Here is a 19,968-nt window from a genome sequence, read left to right as displayed (position 1 = left end):
TTCCAGAAAATTTGGCAATGACTTTTCTTTGGGAACAGCGATCAGATATATTAGATCTAGTTTGAGTAATGGCCAGTTCAATGGTCAAGATATACAACCAGCTACGGCACTTGCTGCTGATGCTTCTGCTTATTACAAAACAGGAACTGTACTACTTGGAAGGGATGCAGAGCTAGCTTTTGGCCTTAATATTTCAAATATTGGCACTAAGATGAGTTATACTGATAATGGATCAAAATCCTTTCTACCAACCAATATGAAGCTTGGTGCTGCTAGTACTTTTATGTTAGACGAGCTGAGTACACTTACTTTCGCTCTCGACCTGAATAAACTATTGGTACCTACAAGTCCTATTAGAGATGCCAGTGGTCAGATCATTAGTGGCAAAGACCCCGAAAGATCGGTGCCTTCTGCAATATTTGGTTCCTTTAGTGATGCTCCGGGTGGTTTTTCTGAAGAAATAAGTGAAATTAGTTATTCAGCTGGGGCAGAATACTGGTATAATAAACAATTTGCTATTCGCTCAGGCTATTTTTATGAAACCCCAACCAAGGGCGACAGAAGATACTTTACCGTAGGTGCGGGTCTAAAGTACAATGTATTTAATCTTGATTTTGCCTATATCCTTGCAAATCAGCAAACCAGTCCTTTAGCTCAAACCTTGCGCTTTTCACTGGTGTTTAATTTCGAAAAATAATTTAATGAAGATTAGAGTTGGATTTGGGTTTGACGTACATCAATTAGTCGAAAACCATCCTTTTATTTTGGGTGGGGTTAAATTAGATCATTCTGCAGGTGCTTTTGGGCATTCAGATGCCGATGTTTTGGTTCATGCTATTTGTGATGCATTGCTGGGCGCTGCTAATTTGAGGGATATTGGCTATCATTTTTCGAATACTGATGATCGCTGGAAAGGTATCAGCAGTTTGATTATACTGAAAGAATGTGTTTCTCTGCTTAATCAAAAGGGTTGGAGTATTGGTAATATCGATGCCATGCTTTGCCTTGAAGCCCCCAAAATCAATCCTTATATTCCTGAAATGAAAACTAAAATTGCCGAAGCTTCTGGAATAAGTGAAGATGATATCTCAATTAAAGCTACTACTAATGAGACTATGGGTTTTATTGGAAGGAAAGAAGGGCTTGTAGCCTATGCTGTTTGTTTGATTGAAAAGGATGTCTAAATTTTAATTTGATTTTGATTCAGGCAATTTCATCTCACTAAAATCGGCAGCACATTTTCCACAATTACTGGCACATCCTTTTTTATTCATCATGCTTTTATAAACTAACCTTCCTGCATATAAACTAGCAAGAATAAATAAGATTATAACCAGGATTAACTGTAAGTCCATAAAAACAAAATTATAAAAATCAATCAAGTTCATAGTCAGTTACTTGTAAATTCATAATCAAAATAGTTTGCTGTGGTAGAGATACTCATCTAATTTGATTAATACTTCTCAATCTGTATTTCACTTTTAAGGAAAGGCCTGTAGCTATTTTGTGCAGATAAAGCAGAATCAGCAGGCTTTATCTACTTCAATTACTTCATTTTGCAGAATTCTCCTTTATAAATCATACCTTTGCAAAAAATTTAAGAGTAATTTTTTAATGCAAAAAATAAGAAACATAGCGATCATCGCTCACGTTGACCACGGTAAAACTACATTGGTTGATAAAATTTTACACCAAACCAATTTGTTTCGGGATAACCAGGCAACAGGTGATCTGATACTTGACAGCAATGATCTTGAGCGCGAACGTGGTATAACCATCGTTTCCAAGAACGTATCGGTTAGTTATAAAGGTGTCAAAATTAACATTATTGATACTCCTGGTCACGCTGATTTTGGTGGTGAGGTAGAACGGGTTCTTAAAATGGCTGACGGAGTAGTTCTTTTAGTCGATGCTTTTGAAGGCGCTATGCCTCAAACCCGATTTGTTACCCAGAAAGCACTTTCATTAGGATTAAAACCTGTTGTTATTGTAAATAAGGTTGATAAAGAAAATTGTCGGCCAGAAGAGGTTTATGAATCAATTTTCGAATTATTCTTTAACCTTGATGCAACTGAAGATCAGTTGGATTTTCCAGTATTATACGGATCGTCAAAACAAGGCTGGATGAATCATGATTGGAAAGTTCAAACTGAAGATATTACACCTTTACTTGATACTATTTTAGAGCATATTCCAGCAGCACCTAGTTTTGATGGTACACTTCAAATGCAGATCACTTCATTGGATTATTCATCATTTGTTGGTCGTATTGCAATTGGTCGGGTAGCACGTGGGGTGATTAAAGAAAATCAGCCGGTGTCTTTGGTCAAGCGCGACGGAACCATTCAAAAATCAAGGATCAAAGAATTATATACTTTTGAAGGCTTAGGTAAAATTAGAGTTCAGGAAGTGGGATCAGGAGATATTTGTGCTGTTGTAGGTATTGATGGCTTTGATATTGGCGATACAATCGCCGATTTTGATAAGCCCGAACAACTGGAAGTTATTAAGATCGATGAGCCAACAATGAATATGTTGTTCACCATCAACAATTCTCCAATGTTTGGTAAAGAAGGCAAATTTGTAACCTCACAGCGTTTGCGCGAGCGTCTTTACAAAGAGATGGAAAAAAATCTTGCCCTTAAAGTTATTGAAACTGAATCTCCTGATTCATACCTAGTGTATGGTCGTGGTATTCTGCATTTATCGGTTTTGATTGAAACCATGCGTCGCGAAGGTTATGAGCTTCAAGTTGGACAACCTCAGGTTATTGTTAAGGAAATTGATGGTGCTAAATGTGAGCCTATTGAAACTCTTATTGTTGACGTGCCTGCAGAGGTTTCTGGTAAGGTTATTGAGCTTGTTACTCAGCGTAAAGGCGAGTTATTAGTCATGGAACCAAAAGGAGATCTTCAGCATCTGGAATTTGAGATTCCTGCACGTGGTATCATCGGATTACGTAATAACGTGTTAACAGCTACAGCTGGTGAAGCCATTATGGCCCATCGCTTCAAGTCATACGAGCCATGGAAAGGAAGTATCCCAGGCCGTTTGAATGGTGTACTTGTATCTATGGAAAAAGGATCCACTACGGCATATTCAATAGATAAATTGCAGGATCGTGGTCGTTTCTTTGTAGAGCCTGGTGTTGAAGTTTATGAAGGTCAGATTATGGGTGAGCACATTCGTGATAATGATTTGGTGGTGAACGTTGTAAAAGGTAAGGCATTAACCAACATGCGCGCATCAGGTACTGATGATAATGCTCGTATTGCAACGGCCATTAAATTCTCTCTTGAAGAAGCAATGGAATACATCCAAGCCGATGAGTATATTGAAATTACTCCTAAGAGTATGCGTTTACGAAAAATCTACCTGAGTGAAAATGAACGGAAGATTAATGCAAAGAAATTTGTAAATCAATAAATTATCAGAATCTATTCTGTTAAACTTTATAAAAGGCTCAGTGTAAACTGGGCCTTTTCTTTTAGCTAGAAAGCCAAGCTCTGACGCTTAATCTTCATTCTAGACCTTTAGGATGAAAAACAATTTTATTCTAATGAAAAACTTTATCTAAGTTTGTTTTAATGAAGTTTCCAGTCGTGCCCGGTTTTGACCAGCAAGCTTTTAGTATATACCTGAAAAATACAGGCTGGTTATTTCTTGCCAGAGTTGGAAGTCTGATCATTAAGATCCTGGCCGGCATTGCAGTTGCAAATTATCTGGGTAAAACAGAAAACGGCCTGCTAAACTATCCCTTGGTCTTTGTTACATTTTTTATAGCTGCCGCTGCACTTGGTCTGGATGGATTTGTTACGCGCGAATTGCTTGCTTCACCTAAGGATAAAAATAAACTCCTTGGAACAGCATTTAGAATGCGTTTTTTGGCCGGGCTGATCAGTATTCCGCTTGCGTCTTTAACATTTTTTTTAGTGAAAGGTAATCAATCAGATATACCGATGAGTTACATTCTGATTGCCTCTTGCATTGGAATAGCCCAATCGTTAAATATCATTGATAGTTATTTTCAATCGCAGGTTCAGGGTAAATATGTCATGATGGTTCAGGTAGCTGGAAATCTGCTTTCTGCCGGCATTAAACTGCTTTTGATAGTTCTTTCTGCACCTTTGTTCTGGTTTATATGGACGCTATTAGCCGATGCGGTATTGCTAGGCATGGGTTACTTGATTGTTTACAGGGCAAGGGGTAATAAAATTTCGGAATGGCAATTTGAATATAGCTTTGCAGCTAACCTTTTAAAGCATTCCTGGCCGCTTGCTTTTTCTGCCATCCTGGTTACAGTTTATATGAAAATTGGTCAGTTAATGGTTGAGAGTTTTCTGGGTGTAGCTGCATTGGGGGTTTATTCAACCGTTGTAAACTGGAGTGAAAGCTGGTATTTTATTCCTGTGGCAATTGTTACTTCAGTTTTTCCCGCTATCATGAATGCACGCCGAGATGATCCGCAACGTTATCAAAAAAGGCTAAGCGACATGTATGATTTAATGATGGTGATTAGCCTTAGCATTGCTGTTTTTATGACCTTTGCATCTCCTTTTATTTATAAGTATTTTTATGCTGCTGAGTTTGCTGATGGTGCTAAAATATTATCGATTCATATTTGGGCTGGTGTTTTTGTATTTTTAGGGAGCGCCAGTGGTCAATATCTTATTGCTGAGGGTTACACCAAATATTCATTATATCGTACTGGAGCAGGCGCTGTTATTAATGTAGTTCTGGGGTTTTTCTGGATTCCGTTGTACGGACTTCAAGGTGCTGCATTTGCAACTTTGATCGCTTATTTTTCAGCAACTTTTTTTATCCTTGTTTTTCCTGAAACCAGGAAGCAGGGTATAACTATGCTTAAATCGTTATTTTTAATTTCACTCATACAAAAAATCTTAAAACGTTGAAAAAAACGGAATCATATAGCAGTTTGTTAAGCCCTTCACGAATAAAGACCTTGTTATCATTCGGAATAAAGGGCTATCTATCAGAAATAGGATGGTTTAAAGCTTTTGATACAAAATCGCCCATTGGTGGCGATGGCGAACCTATTCCATGGGTAACCTATTCATTCATTGATTTTATTGCTCAGCGAATTAAAAAAGAACATACTGTTTTTGAATTTGGTTCCGGAAATTCAACTTTTTACTATGCCAAGCGGGCATTAAAAGTAGTTTCTGTTGAGCATGATCAGGAATGGTTTACTAAAATTTCGGCAAACAAGCCTTCCAACTCTGACATGATTTTCTGTGAATTGCATGCTGGTGGCCAATACAGTAAAATGCCTGCCAGTATGGGCTTAAAATTTGACATCATTATTGTAGATGGTCGTGATAGGGTTAATTGCTGCCTTCAATCTCTTACAGCTTTAACTGATCAAGGAGTAGTTGTTCTTGATGACTCAGAACGTGAAAACTATACTGAAGCCATACATTTTTTCCAAAAGAAAGGATTTAAAGAATTATCATTTAGCGGAATCTCACCGGGCCTATTTTATCGTAAGTCTACTTCGGTATTTTATAGAGCTGAAAACTGCCTAGATATTTAAAATGGCTACTGAAATAGTAAGTGCGGATGTAAAAAATGCTTATGATGAATTTTATCTTGGGCGTGATGAGCAATGGCGTATGCTGGGTGCCCGATACAAGGCAAACAATATTATTGAGGTAAGCAAGGGGCATGACTTTAAAAAAGTTCTTGAAGTAGGTGCTGGCGATGGAAGTATTTTAAGACATCTTTCTGAATGGAATACCTTTCCTGAAATGCATGCACTCGAAATATCTCAAAGTGGGGTTGATCAGATTAAAAAACTTGAACTTAAAAATCTAAGCTCAGTTACTATTTTTGATGGATACCATATCCCATTTAAGGATAATGAAATCGACCTGGTTATATTATCTCATGTATTGGAACATGTTGAATTTGAAAGAATGTTATTGCGTGAGATTAAGCGTGTTTCAAAATTCCTGATCATTGAGGTTCCTTGCGATTACCGGTATGGAGTAGATAAAAGAATGAAACATTTTCTGAATTATGGTCATATCAATATGTATACTCCTTCCTCTTTGCGCTTTCTGGTTCAATCAGAAGGGTACCAAGTTTTGAGTGATAAGATTTCTATGATTGAGCCAGAGGTTAGCAAGTTCAATGCCTTTATCAATCAGAAAAAACCAAGAAGTATTTTCACAACATTACGTATTGATCTGGAGTTTTTACTTAAGAAAATTACTATCAGCATTAGTGGTAAAAAAAGGCAAGAGTCTTTTGCTAATGCCTATACTGCCCTTTTAAGAAATCAGGGCGATCTTGACATTTTTAAATTGCACTAATTACGCTGAAAATACATGAAGACCATTCTTTTTTCAATTCCTCTTCTGTTTTTTTTATTTCTGCAGCTAATCAGTGGGGGTAGATTCCATGGATCAGAATTTTTGAATGGATTTACTGATACAATTGGTCTGAGAGATGAATTTTCTAAATCGCCGGTACTTTCTGCTGCCGAATCTATCAAAAAAATGAAATTGGAACAAGGTTTCAGTATTCAGATTGTAGCTGAGGAACCACTTCTTAACTCGCCTGTTGCTATGAGTTTTGATAACAATGGTCGTATCTGGATTGTTGAAATGGAAAATTATATGCCAGATACTTTGGGTTCTGGCGAGGATTTGCCAACAGGTAAAATTGTGATTCTTAGCGATAAAAATAGGGATGGAAAGATGGATCAAAGGACGATATTTTTAGATTCGTTGGTTTTACCTCGTGCTATTAGTCTATTTGAAAATGGTATTCTGGTTGCCGAATCACCAAATTTATGGTTCTATGAAATTGTCAATGATAAGCCTGTTCGTAAAGTATTAGTTGATGCGGCTTATGCTGAAGGTGGAAATGTAGAACACCAGCCCAATGGATTGTTCAGAGCTTTGGATAACTGGATCTATAATGCTAAATCCGGCAAACGCTACAGAAAGAAAGAGGATAAATGGCTTATTGAAAGAACACATTTCCGCGGGCAATGGGGTATCACGCAGGATGATCAAGGCCGTATTTTCTATAATAACAATTCTGAAAATCTTCAGGGAGATTATTTTAGCCCAGGTTTAGGTGCATCCAACGAAAATCAGCAAAGATTAGCCGGATTTTCTGAAAGTATTATCAAGAATAATAAAGTGTATCCTATCAGGCAAACTCCGGGTGTGAACCGAGCCTATATGACTGGTATACTTGACGATAGTTTACGCTTGGTAAATTTTACAGCAGCATGCGGACCAGTAATTTTCAATAGCACCTTATTTGGTGCAGATTATTATGGAAATGCATTTGTTGCTGAACCCTCTGCAAATCTCATTAAGCGAAATATCTTGATTAATACAGGTTATATAGTTACTGGGCAACAGGCCTACAAAGGCCGTGAGTTTTTAGCAAGTACCGATGAACGGTTCAGGCCTGTGAATTTGTCTGTAGGACCCGACGGAGCGCTGTATATTGTAGATATGTATCGAGGAATTATTCAGCATAAAACCTATTTAACCCCGTATTTAAAAGGCCAGATCAAGGCAAGAGGTCTGTCTGATCCAATTAATTATGGTCGTATTTATAAAATAGTTCCCAAAGGTAAAAAGGCAGAGAAATTGAGTATTCCCAATGATTCAGGTCATTTAATTAAGTTATTAGATCATTCAAATGGATGGGTTCGTAACAAGGCCCAGCAAGTGATTGTCGATTCTAAAAATAAAGAACTAGAAATTTCTCTAAGAGCACTATTGACTAATACCAATAGGCCATTGGCAGCTATTCACGCATTATGGTCAATGGAAGGATTGTCTGTTTTAAAGAAAGAGGATGTTCTTCCGCTATTGAAAAATAGTGACTGGACCCTTCGAATGCAGGCATTAAACAGTGTTCCTTCTGTCATGAATAAGGATAATTATAAAGAGTTTCTGAACATTTTTAGGCTGATATTAAATCAGAATGATACCCTTGCAGCCCCATATCTGGCATTTTTGAATCCATATCTGGCATCATTTGATTCAATAGCTGCTAAACAAGTATTGGCTGATCTGGCAAAAAAATACCCCAATAATATTTATGTAGCTGATGCGGTAATCAGCAATTTAAAGAATAGGGAAACAGTATTTTACAGGGAGCTTGCCGCCGATACGAGCGTTGCTATCAGTAAGCGATTGAAAAAGCTGATTGAAGACAAGGAGAAAAAGAGTGGAAATTCTGTAGATGCTTCAAAGGAATATCCTAAAGGTGCAACGCTGTTCCGTTCAATTTGCCAAACATGTCATAGTGCAGATGGTAATGGAATAAATGGATTGGCGCCACCTTTAAATAAGTCTGATTGGGTTACAGGAGATAAGAGCAGGTTGATAAAGGTTATACTCTATGGTTTGAGCGGGCCAATAACAATCGGGACAAAAGTGTATAAGTTGCCTGAAATTAGCGGTGAAATGCCTGGTCTTGCTTCGAATAGTAATTTTACTGATGAGGATATTGCCCAGGTGGCTAATTATATCCGAAATTCATGGTCTAATAAGGGCGATAAAATTTCTAAGGAAACCGTATCTGAAATTCGTGAAAAGTACAAGGGCAGACAAAAGGCTTTTAATGAGGCAGAGCTTAAGTAATAGCTATGATTTTTTGTATTCTGCTAATTTTATAAACCAAAGATTCAGATTTTTTTAGTAAGATATACTAGGCTTATTTTACCAGTTCATTTATCAGTTGAATTTTTACTTTAGATCATGCAAAATTTTGCTCCAATTGCTTTATTCGTTTATAACCGTCCGGAACATACCAGGCGTACGATTAAGTTCTTAAAGCAAAATTTATTAGCTGAAGAATCTCGCCTTTTTATTTTTTCTGATGCTTCTAAAAATGAAAGTAGTCAACTACTTGTTGAAGAAGTTAGGGAGATCATCAAGTCTGTTGATGGTTTTATGGAGGTTCAGATCATTGAGCGAAAAAGCAATTTGGGATTAGCTGATTCAATTATCGATGGAGTCAGCAGATTGGTAAAGGAATATGGCAAGGTGATTGTTTTTGAAGATGACCTAATCAGTTCTAGCTATACCCTGCAATATTTTAACGATGCGCTGAATCGGTATCAGAATGAAGATAAGGTTATGCATGTTGGAGCCTATATGTATGCTTTGAATGACGAGAGTTTACCCGAAACATTTTTTTACCGCGCGGCCACCAGTTGGGGATGGGCAACTTGGGATCGTGCTTGGATGAATTTTGAGCCTGATATTGATCAATTGATCAGTCAGTTTAATAGTGAAAAAAAGCATCAGTTCTCTATTGAAGGAACTATGAATTTTTGGAAACAGATCGAAGAATTTAAAAGTGGAAAAAACAATTCCTGGGCTATTCGATGGTATGCCTCAATTTTTTTGAAGGGGGGATTAACACTGAATCCATCCCAATCATTAATTAATAATATTGGCCATGATGGTACAGGAATTCATTCCGGTTTGAATGATATCTATAATGTGATCATTAATCCACAACCTATCCATTCTTTTCCTGAAAAAATTAAAGAGAATCAACAGGCTTATCTGTCTATTAAGGAGTTCCTTAAAAACAGGAAGGGAAATTTTTGGCAAAGAATACTTCGCTTTGCCAAACAGCGCATAAACCGTGCTTAAGCCTTATTTTTAGCCTCCAGGATGATGTAGGGTGATAAAATTTTTGATTCAAATGGGATGATGGTCGTGGCAACTTTGCCGATAAACCAAATGGATTTAATAAAGGCCTTTGTGAGCCTTGATTTCTGATCCTTATTTTCAAGCCAGATACTGTATTTGCCAAGATACGATGACTTAACTACTGTTAGTTCAAGCTCTTCCAAAGTGTTTTTCAGCAATTCTGGATCCATGCAATCGATATTATGCTTCAAATAATTATCCCGGTCAAAAGTTTTTTGAACCCAGCCATTCACACCTCTAAAATTGGGGAGAGTAATCAATAAGGTGCCTTCGGGTTTTAAGAATTCCAGATGCCTCTGTATAATATCTTTCGTATCCTTAAAATGTTCTATTAAGCCACAGGAAATTACCAGATCATATTTTTGTTTCGGTTGATATTGGAAAAGATCTGCTTCAATTACGGTAATATCCTCTACATTCAAGCCATTTTTAGTTAATACCTTTCTTAAGATACCCTGGTGAATGAAATAATCAAATAAGGTAGTGTTTACGCCTAAATATTTTTTGAGGAATATGGAATAATAACCCGGAAATCCGCCAAGTTCTATGGCAGTTTGAATCTTATTTTTCTTGATTATTTGTTCCAGTTGCTGGTGGAATAAATAATTTTTATCAATTGAAATGGCCAGATCTGGTTTTGATTCCCAGTAGTTTGTCCAGAATTTCTGGTCGGTTAATTTATTCTCCATCAATAAGCAAAGAAAACAAAAAGTTTACATATGAACATTATTTTAGAAAGGAATTGAGCTGTTAATGGAAATCAATTCCTGCTGTTTTGTCAATGGGGGTGGTATTTAAATTAGTTGTTGAGAATCACCAACCATAGGAAAGTGCTTGGTGGTACCCACCAAGCATGTATAATTTCATTCCGCTCATAGCCGCGGGGGCTTAGTCCTTTTTCTGTAGCAAAAAAGACCAAGCCGAGGCGGTACGACGAGACCATGAGGGCCTTTAAAAAACAATAAACTACACCGAATAAACGCTACCGCTGCGCCTGCTGCTATGGAAGGTTATGCGAGGGCTGGGGTTGTAATTGCCGCACCAGTCAATGCGGAAGATCGGTTATTAAAGGTCTGTGCAAGCGTGGCGGAGAAAAAAATTGTGCTTCAGATTAATAAACCTTTTGCGCGGCATTACCTGGCTGCTGTTCAGGATGAAACCTGCACAATGCTTTAAAAAATTAATTAAAATTTAAGGCAAATGTCATCCCGAAACCTGCCCTTCAGCAGTTGAGGGACCTTCGTAGTTTTTAGCAGAATTTTGCTTTCGTAGCAGCTAAGTTCCTTCACTTTGTACAGGATGACACGTGCACAGCGCTTTTAAAATATCTTCTTTAAAAAAATACAATCGAAATACGAAATTTTTCTAGTGCTTGGTGTTACCAAGCATTTTATCATTTCATTCCGCTTATAGCCGCGGGGGCCTAGTACTTTTTCTGTAGGAAAAAAGTACCAAAACCCCACCGCTGCGCCTGCTGCTATGAAAGGTTCTGCGAGGGCTGGGGTTGTCATTGCCGCACCAGTCAATGCGGAAGAGAGGTGAACGGAGGTTCAGTGAATGGACGATTTACTTAAGATTGATATAAGTTTTCCTGTGCCTAGATTTAGTTGCCTACCATTCATGATTTCATTCCGCTCATATCCGCGGGTGACAGTATGTCGGAAAAAGAGAATTTCGGGATTGGTTTGATGTTTACTATTTATATCAAATTATACTTAGCCACCCAGTATCCACCGCTGGCGGGGGAATTAAAGGGGGTGGTCTTTTTTAAAATATGGTTCAACTTTGTCCATGAAAACTCCAAATGAGTTTTAATTAATCGTTTTTATCTTTCTTAAATTTTTAGATGAATAATGAAAGTTTACATATGAACATTATTTTAGAAAGGAATTGAGCTGTTAATGGAAATCAATTCCTGCAATTAGCCCAATGAATTGTATTTTTGGGTAGTGAAAATTGTCCATCTCAATACGTATGCCGGAAATGGGGGTGCAGGCAGGGCCTGTATGCGTCTAAATAAAGCTCTTAAAGCTAAGGGACTTGATTCGGAGCTGGCTGTAAATTTTCTTTTCAGAGCTAATCCTGAAGTCCAGAATCTGTCAAAAAACTTTTTTTCTAAGTTTTTTGCTGCTTTAGGAATAATATTGGAGCGTATTACAGCAAAATTATTTACCAAAAATGTACCAATACCGTTTTCATTCCCGGTTTGGGGTAAGGATGTTTCAGAACATCCATTAGTAAAATCTGCTGATATCATTCACCTTCATTGGATCAATCATGCTTTCTTAAGGCCGCAAGACATTGCTAAGCTATCTGGTTTGAATAAGCCTATAGTTTGGACATTTCATGACAGCAATGCCTTTACTGGTGGATGCCATGTGCGCTACGATTGTGATCATTTTTTGAAGGAATGCGGTAATTGTCCCATTTTGAACTATCATGGGCCAGATGACAGCTCGCATAGGATCTGGCAAAAGAAAAAAAATGCCTACAGCAAACTGGATATAACGATCATTGCACCAAGCAGATGGATGGCTGAATCTGTTAAAAATAGCAGCATTTTTGCCTCAGCTAAGGTCGTAAACATCCCCAATACCTTGGATACGGATGTATTTAAACCAACAGCTAAGTTGGTGGCCAGAGCAAAATTGGGATTAGATCCCGGAAAATTTATTTTAATGAGTGGCTTTATGCCCTCGCGGAAGGATCTGCATAAAGGAACACCTTATTTAATTGAAGCCATTGACCTTTTTATCAAAAATCATGAGGTATCGACTGATTCAGTTGAGTTGCTTGTATTTGGCAATCGAGATGAAAAGAATGTTCCTGAGTTTTCAATTCCTACTACTTTTCTTGGAACTATTTCTGATGATGAAAAACTAGCACTTTGTTACAGTGCAGCAGACGTATTTTTGGCGCCTTCATTGGAAGATAACCTTCCCAATACGGTTATGGAGAGCCTTGCCTGTGGAACTCCACTTGCAGCCTTCGCAACGGGTGGTATTCCAGATATGGTGAAGCATAAACACAATGGATATCTTGCTGAATACAGATCGTCGGCTGACCTTGCAGCAGGTATTGCCTGGATTTATACTTATCCAGATAAGGCAGAATTAAATTTCAATGCCCGTCAAACTATAGTGAATTATTTCTCGGAAGGGACCATTGCGGGGCAGCATATCGAATTGTATAAATCTTTGTTAGATAACCATGTTCCAGCCTAAATTAACTGTAATTACCATTGTTTATAATAATGTTCATGACATTGAACGTACAGTGCTTTCGGTTTTGAATCAAAGCTATGCCAACATTGAATACCTGCTTATTGACGGTGCTTCAAACGATGGAACTTTAGAAATTTTAAAGCAATATGAAGACCGAATAGGCAGATTGGTATCAGAAAAGGATAAGGGCATTTACGATGCGATGAATAAAGGTCTTTCATTGGCCACAGGTGATTATGTTCTGTTTATGAATTCGGGTGATGAGATCTATTCTTCAGATACTGTAGAAAAGATTTTTGCCACTCAACCTGATGCGGATATCTACTACGGTGAGACAGAGATGTTTGATGAAAACTGGACTAGTTTGGGGCAAAGACGACATCGTACACCGGAGCATTTTACCTGGCAAGATTTTAAGTTTGGAATGTGTATCAGTCACCAAGCAATCTATATCCGCAGAGCACTTACTGAGCCCTATGATTTGAACTATCAGTTAAGTTCTGATATCGATTGGATTATCAAGGCGGCTAAAAAGGCCAAAAATATCGTGAATGTAAGAATGTATGTTGCTAAATATCTGGTAGGAGGTATGTCAAAGAAAAAGCATCGTCAAAGCCTTGCAGAGCGATTTCATATTTTTTCAAAGCATTATGGCCTGATACCTACTATTTTCAATCATGTGCTGATTGCCGGAAAGCTTGGCTTATATTACCTGAAGTATAGAAAGACGAATGATTGATTTAATTCGTCGTCTCGTACACACGAAGAATAAATTTTCAATTCACATACACTTTAACGCGTGGAGAGACCTGTTGATCAAAAAAGCTGCCTTTGCTCAATAGATTCCTCTTCGTACCTCATTCGGAATGACGGTTCTTAGTGAGGAGTTTCTATTATTACCGTCATCTCGAACACAAGAAAAATAAATCTTCAATTTAGAATAATGTTGATTTGTGGAGAGATCTGTTGCTAAACTAAGTACCCCCAATCAAAGAAAAACCCCATTAAATGAATCATATCCATCCAATGGGGTCTTAAATTTTAAACCGCTTATTAAGCCTCTACCTCTTTTCTTTTAACCTCAAGAAATATCGCATATCCTAAAGAAAGCAATAAAAGAATAGATGCTATTAATGAAATAGTTTCTCCAGTATAGTATGAGGTAGGTTCAAACTTGAATTCCAGCTTATGATTCCCGCCTGGTAATTGTGCAGCACGTAATATATAATCTGCTCTGAAGTAAGGTATTTTTTCACCATCAACGTATGCGTTCCAGCCTTTTTCATACCACATTTCAGAGAATACAGCTAAGGCATCACGGCCTGATGAGTACTCATACGTTAGGTGGTCAGGATGATAATTAGTAAGTCTGATGAAACCATTGCCATCATAACCAACTTTATTTACATCGATCAGCGATTTGAATTTTTGATCAACTACCATTACATTTTTAGGATCGAAGCTGCTAATGGCCATCATTTCTTCATCGGCATTTTTTACATACTCTATCTTTTGAACAAACCACGCATGTCCTGCTGCTGTTGAGCGGTTTTTCATCGTTTCTTTTTGTCCATTTTGGTCGGAGGTGATCAAGTATTTAGTATTTAGCATGTCTAAGACATCCTCATTGATCGCACCATTGAATTGTTTATCCAGTACTTCCTGGTAACGTTTAAGTTTAGCAGCATGATATCCTCCCAAACTCTTATGAAAATAAGAAGGTACTGAATTTGAAAAAGGATTACCCTGACTTAGATCCAATACCCTGTAGTACGATTGATCACGCATGATCAGTTGATCCACATCTCTTGGTTTAAATTGCTGATCCAGAACATTTTTTTCAACAAATTTTTCATTATTCAGGTAACGTCTGTCAATGCTCCAAAGATCAACAAGAACTACAACTGCTAAAGTGATGAACACAAACTGGGGGTTCATCTTCTTTTTGATAAGCGCCCAAACTAATCCTGCGCCAATCAATACGAATAGCAGAGAACGCAGTGCATCCATTCTTGCCAAACTTATCCTATCATCAACTAATGCATTTGCAATCGAATCTGCAAAGCCTTTATCGCCATTGGTTATCTGAGTTAATTGCTCTATGAATAGTGCATGATTTTGAGTTTTAAAGCTCAAAAATGCAGTTGGCATTACAATCAATAGGATTAAAAGTCCGCCTGTGATGTATAAACTATACAACAGATTTTTTTGAAGTTTTTTAGGTTCTTCAGTTTGAGAAGCAACTTCTTTTACTGCAAGAATTGCCAAAACCGGAATTAAAAATCCTACGATGACCAAGATTGATTCAACCGCTCTGAACTTATTGTAAAGTGGGAAATAGTTGAAGAACAGATCTGAAAGGAATGGTAAATGCCTTCCAAAAGAAAGTAGAAGACATAGAATACTGGCACTCAATATCCACCACTTAATTCTGTTTTTTACAATGAAAAGTCCAAAAATGAACAGAAAGCAAATGATTGCTCCAAAATACCAGGGCCCGGAGGTGAATTGTTTATCCCCCCAATAGGTAGATAATCCTACTTGTGACAATTGCTGCATGGCAGGCATTAGTTGTTCTGCAGGAATTCCTTTGGCCGCCAGCGCTTTAGCTACTTCCGATTTTTCGTCCAAATTAGGACCTGAACCTCCACCGTACGCATTTGGAACTAAGAAGGTAAGACTTTCACCCACACCTTGGCTCCATTGATAAGCGTATTCTTTGTCTAGTCCGGTATTAGGTGCAGACTTATCAGTAGTTAAATTGGATTTTCCACGAATGGTTTCTGTACTGTATTCATAGGTAGTCCATAGCATACCCGCATTTACTGCAATAGCAAGAACGGAAGCTGCCGCTAAGTAACCAAATGATTTAATAAAATCTTTGCTTGATTTGCTCTTAATAGCGTGATATAACTCAATTCCAACATAAATAAGCAGTGCAATAAACAGATAGTAAGTCATCTGGATATGATTCGTCCTGATCTCAATAGCAAGAAACAGGGCTGTTAAAACTGCTCCTAAAATATAGTGCCTTCTGAATGTCAGAATGATACCTGCTAGGATTGGAGGGAAAAATGCAATGGCCATGGCTTTATTGCTATGCCCAGCATCAATGATTTGAAAGTTATAGGATGAGAAAGCGAATGCTATAGCACCTGCCGCCGCCAACCATGGGTTAATTCTTAATACGCAGAATAAAAGATAAGCTCCCAAAAGGTACAATAAAACAGTGTCGATTGGATTTGGGAATACAGTTTTAAAGAAGGAAATAACATAAGTAGTTACGTTATTTGGGTATTGAACCCAGATTTGGAAAGCGGGCATTCCCCCAAACATAGAATTTGTCCATAATGGACCCTTTCCGTCTTTTGCTTTGAAATCCATGATTTCTTTTTGCATGCCCTGAGCCATGAGAACATCGCTCTGATACAAGGCTTTACCTTGTAATGCCGGACTAAAATACACAAAACATAAGGCGATAAATATTCCTATAATGGCCAGATGTATACCATTGCGTTTAAACCAGTTATTCATTCTGCTTGAATTAGTTGAGTGTCAAAAATAGAAAAAAGCTTAAACCTGCAATGCGTGTTCTTGCGCTTTATGAAAATAAATCTTTAGAAATATACAATTTCTTTGAATTATAGCCCATAATGAACCATATGAGTGCATTGAGATTTAAATAAAAATGAGATTAATTTGAAATCAAGGAGTTTTTATTTCCTCATACTCAACAAAATCACCGGCATCATCACCTGGATGTTTGTCTTTAGGGGGCATATAGTCGACACGGATACGGCCATCCGGTTCAGGGTGTTGTTGCTGATATCTCTGATTAGCCTGATTTTGTGCTTTTGTCATCATTTTTTGAAATAAGACAGGTAAAAGCAAACGGCCAATCATTTTGATCAACCATAAAATACAGATGGTAATGAATAAAAATTTTAATAATCCCATGAGAATAAATTCTGATGCTCAAAGATAAGAGATAAATTTTTGAATACCATCTACACAAATTAAATGTTACACTCGAGTTACGAACTCAATGTACTTCTTAACCTTGATCTGAGGTCACACCGGACTTGATCCAGCAACCCGACCCACCTGCCCATCTTCAAGCCTTACCTTTATCCCGCGAGAATGAAAGGCTGAACCGGTCAGTATTGCTTGTACAATTCCTCTTGTCCGGGCACCACTTCGCTGATCTTTTTTAAGAATAATGTCTACTTCAAGCCCGGGATAGATATCTTTTCTGTATTGGCCGTTCATTTGTTAAGGCTTTAAATAGTTGAATTTGAAATTTACATCACTAGTTTCTGGATAAAAGTGTGAATTATCAATTAAAATTAAAATCATCCCGCTCATGCCGCGGGAGAGGGCACTTACTTTTCCCTTCAGCTGGAAAAGTAAGCAAAACAGCCGCGGCTTCCCGGTATTTGTTGTAAAATCACACTTTATCCTATTGGCGTAATCCAAGCCGTGTTTATGGTTGGAAATATATGAATGAGTCTGCAACACTTTTCCGGATTACTTGAAGGCAGTTATTTATGAACGTTAATGTAAGGATAAAGAGCGCCTTTACTGCCAAATCCCAGGAGGCCGATTTCTGCAGTTAGCAAAACCAGTAATTTATGAACGTTTGTTACCCAAAGCAAGACCCAGCTAAATCAAAATATAGATTCAATTCATTTATTTAGAACAACATCCATTTATCACATACATCAGGGAAACCGCTCTTGCATGATTTTTTCAAGAGCATACATTTCATCTCTTAATTTTGCTGCCATCAAAAAGTCCATCTCTTTAGCTGCCAAAACCATGTCTTTTTTAGTTTTTTCAATTGATTTTTGAAGTTCATCTTGGGTCATGTATTGAACAATCGGATCTGCCGCAAGATTGTCGGTCATTTCTTTTTCTACATATGCTTTTTGAACGCCACCCTTGAAATCCATTACAGAGGTTTGCTCAATGATAGCTTCACGCGACTTCCCAATGGTGCGAGGAGTTATTCCATGCTTAGTGTTATAAGCCACCTGTTTTTCTCTTCTGCGATTAGTTTCGTCAATAGTTACACGCATACTGGCAGTGATCTTATCGGCATACATAATTACCCGTCCGCGGTCATTTCTTGCTGCTCTGCCAATAGTTTGAATTAAGGAACGCTCCGACCGAAGAAATCCTTCCTTATCGGCATCTAGGATTGCCACCAATGAAACCTCTGGCAAATCTAGCCCTTCACGAAGCAGGTTTATACCAATTAAAACATCGAAAACACCTAGCCTTAGGTCTCTTAGAATTTCAACTCTTTCTAGTGTTTTTACCTCAGAGTGGATATATCGTACTTTGATTCCAAGCCGGTTCATGTATTTGGTCAACTCCTCAGACATACGTTTGGTTAACGTAGTAACCAGGATTCTGTCTCCTAATTTAACCGTTTTATCAATTTCATCCAGAAGGTCATCCACCTGATTACCTACGGGTCTAATTTCAATAACCGGATCAAGTAGGCCTGTAGGTCGAATCACTTGTTCTACAAACAGGCCTTCGGTTTGCTCCATTTCGTAATCGCCTGGTGTAGCACTTACATAAATAGTTTGAGGAGCAAGTGTTTCGAATTCATTGAAATTCAATGGACGGTTATCTAATGCCGCCGGTAAGCGGAAGCCGTAATCTACTAAAGAAAGTTTCCTAGATCGATCTCCACCATACATTGCACGAATTTGGGGCACCGTTACATGGCTTTCATCAATTACCATTAAATAATCCTTCGGAAAGTAATCTAGCAGGCAGAATGGACGCATTCCAGGGGTTCTTCCATCAAAAAAACGAGAATAATTTTCAATTCCGCTACAGTACCCAAGCTCTCTGATCATTTCAAGATCATAGTTTACACGCTCCTCCAAACGTTTAGCCTCCAAGAAACGCTTTTCATTAATAAACTGCTGTTTACGGCTTTCAAGCTCCTCCTGGATAGCCCAAATCGACTCTGTGAAGCGCTCTTTTGGGGTAACAAATAAATTAGCTGGAAAAATAGCCATGTGCGACATCTTTTCAATGGTCTTTCCCGAAGCAGGATCGATGGTGCTCAATTCTTCAATATCATCCCCAAAAAATGAAACCCGGTAAGCAAAATCCATATATGCCGGGTAAATATCTACGGTATCTCCTTTTACTCGGAAGGTTCCACGACGAAAATCGGTGGTCGTTCTGGAGTACAATATCTCTACTAAGCGATGTAAAAATGCATTCCTGCTAACCTTCGTGCCAACGGCGAAACGAAAAACCGAGTTTGAAAAATCTTCTGGATTTCCCATGCCATAGATGCATGAAATGGATGAAACTACAATTATATCTCTGCGTCCCGACATCAGCGCAGAGGTTGTTCGAAGTCTGAGTTTTTCTATTTCCTCGTTGATCTGCAGATCCTTTTCTATATACGTGTTTGATGAAGCGATATAGGCTTCGGGCTGATAATAATCGTAATAGGATACAAAGTAATTGACCGCGTTATCTGGAAAGAATTGTTTGAATTCACCATAAAGCTGTGCAGCTAAGGTCTTATTATGACTAAGAACTAGCATTGGTTTTTGTGTTTCCTGCACTACATTGGCAATTGTAAAGGTCTTTCCCGAGCCAGTTACACCCAGTAAGGTTTGATAATGATCTCCATTATTTACTCCTTCCACCAGTTGCCTAATTGCTTCAGGCTGATCGCCGGTAGGTTTATATTCGGATGTTAGCTTAAATTCCATGGGATTTTACAAAGATAATAAAGAAGTGTTGAGTATTGTGTAAAGGTGTAGTGGTGACGGTATGATTTACGTAATTTCCCTTGTGCTTGGTGGTACCCACCAAGCATACATAATTTCATTCCGCTCATAGCCGCGGGGGCTTAGTCCTTTTTCTGTAGCAAAAAAGGACCAAAATGCTACCGCTGCGCCTGCTGCTATGAAAGTCAGTGGGTTGGCTAATGGAGTAATTGCCGCACCAGTCAATGCGGAAGAGAGGTGAACGTAGGTTCAGTG

Annotated in this window: 18 protein-coding genes; 10 read left to right on the top strand and 8 right to left on the bottom strand. The window is 38.1% G+C overall.

Annotation, left to right across the window (positions count from 1 at the left end; genetic code table 11):
- Both porV and ispF read left to right on the top strand, forming a co-directional pair.
- Positions 1-697 (top strand): type IX secretion system outer membrane channel protein PorV (porV, locus tag ACIQZ6_RS07155; protein ID WP_395809600.1); only part of this gene is annotated, 697 nt, incomplete at its 5' end.
- 4 nt (positions 698-701) lie between these two features.
- A complete protein-coding gene (gene ispF, locus ACIQZ6_RS07150) occupies positions 702-1,184 on the top strand; it encodes a 2-C-methyl-D-erythritol 2,4-cyclodiphosphate synthase (protein WP_395809598.1) in 483 nt (160 codons plus the stop codon).
- Positions 1,185-1,187: 3 nt separating this feature from the next.
- Here the strand turns inward: ispF and ACIQZ6_RS07145 are convergent, their stop codons facing one another.
- Positions 1,188-1,355 (bottom strand): FeoB-associated Cys-rich membrane protein, encoded by a 168-nt coding sequence (locus ACIQZ6_RS07145; protein ID WP_395809596.1) that lies wholly within the window; start codon positions 1,353-1,355, stop codon positions 1,188-1,190.
- A 259-nt stretch (positions 1,356-1,614) separates the two neighbouring features.
- On the opposite strand from ACIQZ6_RS07145, the gene typA reads away from it, so the two are divergent.
- The 6 genes from typA (at position 1,615) to ACIQZ6_RS07115 (ending at position 9,659) form a co-directional block, all read left to right on the top strand.
- A complete protein-coding gene (typA, locus tag ACIQZ6_RS07140; protein ID WP_395809594.1) occupies positions 1,615-3,426 on the top strand; it encodes a translational GTPase TypA in 1,812 nt (603 codons plus the stop codon).
- Positions 3,427-3,587: 161 nt separating this feature from the next.
- The gene (locus ACIQZ6_RS07135) at positions 3,588-4,913 is read left to right on the top strand and encodes a flippase (RefSeq protein ID WP_395809592.1); all 1,326 of its coding nucleotides are present in this window, start codon (positions 3,588-3,590) and stop codon (positions 4,911-4,913) included.
- The gene (locus ACIQZ6_RS07130; protein ID WP_395809590.1) at positions 4,910-5,554 is read left to right on the top strand and encodes an FkbM family methyltransferase; all 645 of its coding nucleotides are present in this window, start codon (positions 4,910-4,912) and stop codon (positions 5,552-5,554) included. The genes ACIQZ6_RS07135 and ACIQZ6_RS07130 overlap by 4 nt, the downstream gene beginning before the upstream one ends.
- Position 5,555: 1 nt before the next feature.
- On the top strand, positions 5,556-6,335 hold the full coding sequence (locus ACIQZ6_RS07125) for a class I SAM-dependent methyltransferase (protein ID WP_395809588.1): 780 nt from the start codon (positions 5,556-5,558) through the stop codon (positions 6,333-6,335).
- 15 nt (positions 6,336-6,350) lie between these two features.
- Positions 6,351-8,636 carry a c-type cytochrome gene (locus ACIQZ6_RS07120; RefSeq protein ID WP_395809586.1) on the top strand — a complete coding sequence of 762 codons (2,286 nt, stop codon included), beginning with the start codon at positions 6,351-6,353 and terminating at the stop codon, positions 8,634-8,636.
- Positions 8,637-8,753: 117 nt separating this feature from the next.
- Positions 8,754-9,659 carry a sugar transferase gene (locus ACIQZ6_RS07115; RefSeq protein ID WP_395809584.1) on the top strand — a complete coding sequence of 302 codons (906 nt, stop codon included), beginning with the start codon at positions 8,754-8,756 and terminating at the stop codon, positions 9,657-9,659.
- On the opposite strand, the gene ACIQZ6_RS07110 is transcribed toward ACIQZ6_RS07115, so the two are convergent.
- A complete protein-coding gene (locus ACIQZ6_RS07110; protein ID WP_395809582.1) occupies positions 9,656-10,408 on the bottom strand; it encodes a class I SAM-dependent methyltransferase in 753 nt (250 codons plus the stop codon). The two genes, ACIQZ6_RS07115 and ACIQZ6_RS07110, sit on opposite strands and share 4 nt — an antisense overlap.
- Positions 10,409-10,518: 110 nt before the next feature.
- Entirely contained in the window at positions 10,519-10,662 is a 144-nt protein-coding gene (locus tag ACIQZ6_RS07105) for a hypothetical protein (RefSeq protein ID WP_395809580.1), read from the bottom strand.
- Positions 10,663-11,668: 1,006 nt separating this feature from the next.
- On the opposite strand from ACIQZ6_RS07105, the gene ACIQZ6_RS07100 reads away from it, so the two are divergent.
- Together ACIQZ6_RS07100 and ACIQZ6_RS07095 are read left to right on the top strand one after the other, a co-directional pair.
- The gene (locus ACIQZ6_RS07100; protein WP_395809578.1) at positions 11,669-12,943 is read left to right on the top strand and encodes a glycosyltransferase; all 1,275 of its coding nucleotides are present in this window, start codon (positions 11,669-11,671) and stop codon (positions 12,941-12,943) included.
- The gene (locus ACIQZ6_RS07095) at positions 12,930-13,682 is read left to right on the top strand and encodes a glycosyltransferase family 2 protein (RefSeq protein WP_395809576.1); all 753 of its coding nucleotides are present in this window, start codon (positions 12,930-12,932) and stop codon (positions 13,680-13,682) included. The genes ACIQZ6_RS07100 and ACIQZ6_RS07095 overlap by 14 nt, the downstream gene beginning before the upstream one ends.
- A gap of 314 nt (positions 13,683-13,996) precedes the next feature.
- On the opposite strand, the gene ACIQZ6_RS07090 is transcribed toward ACIQZ6_RS07095, so the two are convergent.
- The 5 genes from ACIQZ6_RS07090 to ACIQZ6_RS07070 all read right to left on the bottom strand — a co-directional run bounded on the left by ACIQZ6_RS07090 (position 13,997) and on the right by ACIQZ6_RS07070 (position 19,938).
- Positions 13,997-16,477, bottom strand: coding sequence for a YfhO family protein (locus ACIQZ6_RS07090; RefSeq protein ID WP_395809574.1), 2,481 nt, complete (start codon positions 16,475-16,477; stop codon positions 13,997-13,999).
- Positions 16,478-16,648: 171 nt separating this feature from the next.
- Positions 16,649-16,900 (bottom strand): DUF4834 domain-containing protein, encoded by a 252-nt coding sequence (locus tag ACIQZ6_RS07085; protein WP_395809572.1) that lies wholly within the window; start codon positions 16,898-16,900, stop codon positions 16,649-16,651.
- A gap of 114 nt (positions 16,901-17,014) precedes the next feature.
- On the bottom strand, positions 17,015-17,212 hold the full coding sequence (locus tag ACIQZ6_RS07080; RefSeq protein ID WP_395809570.1) for a YwbE family protein: 198 nt from the start codon (positions 17,210-17,212) through the stop codon (positions 17,015-17,017).
- 452 nt (positions 17,213-17,664) lie between these two features.
- Complete coding sequence (gene uvrB / locus ACIQZ6_RS07075) at positions 17,665-19,695, bottom strand: excinuclease ABC subunit UvrB (RefSeq protein WP_395809568.1); 2,031 nt, start codon at positions 19,693-19,695, stop codon at positions 17,665-17,667.
- A gap of 66 nt (positions 19,696-19,761) precedes the next feature.
- Positions 19,762-19,938: a hypothetical protein gene (locus ACIQZ6_RS07070; RefSeq protein ID WP_395809566.1), complete on the bottom strand. Its 177-nt coding sequence runs from the start codon at positions 19,936-19,938 to the stop codon at positions 19,762-19,764.
- Positions 19,939-19,968: the final 30 nt, after the last annotated feature.

Origin of the sequence: Daejeonella sp. (genome assembly GCF_044348475.1) — a bacterium.
In the GTDB taxonomy this organism is placed as follows: domain Bacteria; phylum Bacteroidota; class Bacteroidia; order Sphingobacteriales; family Sphingobacteriaceae; genus Daejeonella.
Note: the sequence above shows the minus strand (reverse complement) of the source record. Positions and strands in the feature narration are given on the sequence as shown.